Source organism: Vibrio sp. V42_P2S4T144 (genome assembly GCF_009904715.1).
GTDB lineage: Bacteria > Pseudomonadota > Gammaproteobacteria > Enterobacterales > Vibrionaceae > Vibrio > Vibrio alginolyticus.
Genome location: NZ_WXWS01000264.1, coordinates 1 through 3,100, shown reverse-complemented (window position 1 = coordinate 3,100; position 3,100 = coordinate 1). Strand labels below are relative to the sequence as shown.

At 43.8% G+C, this 3,100-nt stretch carries 3 protein-coding genes and 1 pseudogene; all 4 read left to right on the top strand.

The features are described from left to right. The first annotated feature begins 2 nt into the window (after positions 1 to 2). On the top strand, positions 3 to 284 hold the full coding sequence (locus CAG68_RS09210; protein ID WP_237667863.1) for a P-II family nitrogen regulator: 282 nt from the start codon (positions 3 to 5) through the stop codon (positions 282 to 284). 27 nt (positions 285 to 311) lie between these two features. After that, positions 312 to 1,541, top strand: a complete 1,230-nt coding sequence (locus CAG68_RS09205) for an ammonium transporter (protein WP_005386568.1) — start codon at positions 312 to 314, stop codon at positions 1,539 to 1,541. Between the two features lie 152 nt (positions 1,542 to 1,693). Beyond that, positions 1,694 to 2,707: a Fe(3+) ABC transporter substrate-binding protein gene (locus CAG68_RS09200; RefSeq protein WP_005386566.1), complete on the top strand. Its 1,014-nt coding sequence runs from the start codon at positions 1,694 to 1,696 to the stop codon at positions 2,705 to 2,707. Between the two features lie 99 nt (positions 2,708 to 2,806). Next, positions 2,807 to 3,100, top strand: a pseudogene (locus CAG68_RS09195) (iron ABC transporter permease); the annotation flags it as partial.

Sequence of the window (3,100 nt, the reverse complement as noted above, 5' to 3'; positions counted from 1 at the left end):
CATTGGCTGATGTCGGTATCGAAGGGATGACAGTATCAGAAGTTAAAGGGTTCGGTCGTCAAAAAGGTCACACGGAATTGTATCGCGGTGCAGAGTATCAAGTCGATTTTCTACCAAAGGTGAAAATTGAAATCGCGACTCACGCAGACAATGTAGATCGCGTTGTTGAAGCAATTACAAAAGCTGCGCAAACCGGAAAAATCGGCGACGGTAAAATTTTTGTTTACGATCTGAACCAAGCGGTGCGTATCCGAACTGGCGAAATGGACGCAGAAGCACTTTAAGAATTCAAAGGATTGGAGATACTTATTATGGAATTAACAACAACAGTAACCGAGTTACGTTACGCACTTGACACCTTTTTCTTCCTCATTTCCGGTGCGTTGGTAATGTGGATGGCAGCAGGCTTTGCGATGCTAGAGGCTGGCCTTGTGCGCTCTAAAAACACAACAGAAATTCTTACGAAGAACATCTGTTTGTACGCCATCGCATGCACGATGTTTCTGATTGTCGGTTATAACATCATGTATGTCGATAATGGAGAAGGAGGCTGGTTACCTTCATTTGGTACGCTAATTGGTACTCAAGGTGAAGGGGCCGACCACTCTTTAGAGTCTGACTTCTTCTTCCAAGTTGTCTTCGTTGCAACTGCTATGTCCGTCGTTTCTGGTGCGGTAGCTGAGCGCATGAAGCTTTGGTCTTTCTTGATTTTCTCTGCGATTTTAACTGCGTTTATCTATCCAATGGAAGGTTACTGGACATGGGGTGGAGGCTTCCTAGCAGAAGCTGGATTTAGTGACTTTGCGGGGTCTGGTATCGTACATATGGCAGGTGCTTCTGCTGCTCTTGCTGGTGTGTTACTGCTTGGCGCGCGTAAGGGTAAGTACGGTAAAAATGGTGAAATCTATCCGATTCCAGGTTCTAACATGCCTTTGGCAACGTTGGGTACTTTTATCCTTTGGTTTGGCTGGTTTGGATTTAACGGTGGTTCTCAGTTGATGGTTTCAGATTTTGAGAATGCTACAGCGGTAGGTCAGATCTTTCTAAACACTAACGCAGCAGCGGCTGCTGGTGCAATTGCGGCGCTATTCGTTTGTAAAACTACTTGGGGTAAAGCCGATTTAACGATGATCCTCAATGGCGCGCTAGCTGGCTTGGTTGCCATCACTGCAGACCCTCTATCGCCATCACCACTGTACGCGGTTGCGATTGGTGCGGTGTCGGGTGCACTAGTAGTATTCAGTATCATTGCTCTAGATAAACTTAAAATTGACGATCCAGTAGGTGCTATCTCAGTTCACGGTGTGTGTGGTTTCTTCGGCCTAATGGTAGTGCCACTGAGCAACGGTGATGCAACGTTTGGTGCACAGCTTTTAGGTGCCGTAGTTATCTTTGCTTGGGTATTTGGTGCTAGCCTAGTTGTGTGGGCAATCTTGAAAGCGACCGTTGGGATTCGCGTTACAGAAGATGAAGAAATGGAAGGTATGGACATGCATGATTGTGGTGTTGGTGCTTACCCAGAGTTTGTTACGGTGAAATAATCATTAGCTTGTAATAAATGGTTACACACTTAACACAATAAAACCTGCTCCGATGAGCAGGTTTTTTAATATTCGTCATTGTCTTCTTATTGAACATACATATAATAACGCAACTGATAAACGTTATCATTAGCATGGTAAAGGATTAAACAATGAAAAAACTGCTAACTCTTTCAGCACTAACTTGCGCTACTCTAGCTCCAACAGCAATGGCTGCTGAAGAAGTGAACGTCTACTCTTACCGTCAACCTTTCCTAGTTGAACCTATGTTCAATGAGTTCACTAAAGAAACTGGTATCAAAGTAAACGTAAAATTTGCTAAAAAAGGCTTAGCAGAAAAGCTAGCTCAAGAAGGTGAGTACAGCCCTGCTGACGTTATTCTTACGACAGACATCAGCCGTCTAGCTGAACTGACAAACAAAGGTTTAGTTCAGAAAGTCGATAGCAAAATCATTGAAGAAAACGTACCTGCTCAATACCAAGATAAAGAGAATGAGTGGTTTGCTCTAACTCTACGTTCTCGTAGCGTTTATTCATCACGTGATCGCGTAGGTAAACTAGGCGCAGATTTCAACTACGCAGACTTAGCTAAGCCAGAGTTCAAAGGTAAAATTTGTACTCGTAGCGGTAAGCACCCGTACAACGTTTCTCTAGTTTCAGCAATGATTGCTCACAATGGCGAAGCAGAAACCAAAGAGTGGTTAGAAGGCGTGAAAGCAAACCTTGCTCGCAAACCACAAGGCAACGATCGTGCACAAGTTAAAGCGATCAAAGAAGGCCTATGTGATGTTTCTCTAGGTAACAGCTACTACCTAGGTAAAATGGTTAACGACAAAGAGCAAAAAGCTTGGGCTGATGCAGTTTACATCAACTTCCCTAACCAAGAGACTACAGGCACTCACGTGAATATCTCTGGTATGGCGATGGCTAAGTACTCTCCAAACAAAGACAATGCTGTGAAGCTAATGGAATTCCTAACGGGTGACAAAGCGCAGCAAATGTACGCAGAAGTTAACTACGAGTACCCAGTTAAAGAAGGCGTGAAGCGTTCTGAGCTTGTGGAATCTTGGGGTGACTTTAAAGCAGACAAGCTTTCTCTAGACGATATTGCAGCCAACCACGAAGCGGCAATTAAGCTATTAGATGAAGTGAAATTTGACCTTTAATTCCTTGTGGGGGTATAACAGTACCCCCATTTGATTAAAGGATATGAGATGTATTTGCAACAGCATTTGTATTTCATACAGCCTTGCAGTAATTAGGCGATGAAAGATAAACACTCTTTATGGAAAACCAGTAGTGGGGTAATAACTCTGCTACTGGTTTTGCCGATCTTAGCGATCTTCTACACCGCAATTGGTGAAACGGATGATTTGTTTGCTCATTTAATGGCAACGGTCATGCCGACTTATATTTTTAACACGGTTGCGCTAACTGTTGGCGTAATGGTGCTGTCCTTAATTCTTGGTATTCCAAGCGCTTGGATAATGGCCATGTGTAAACTGCCGACCGAAAAATGGTTGCAGTGGGCATTGGTGCTACCTCTTGCAATGCCAGGT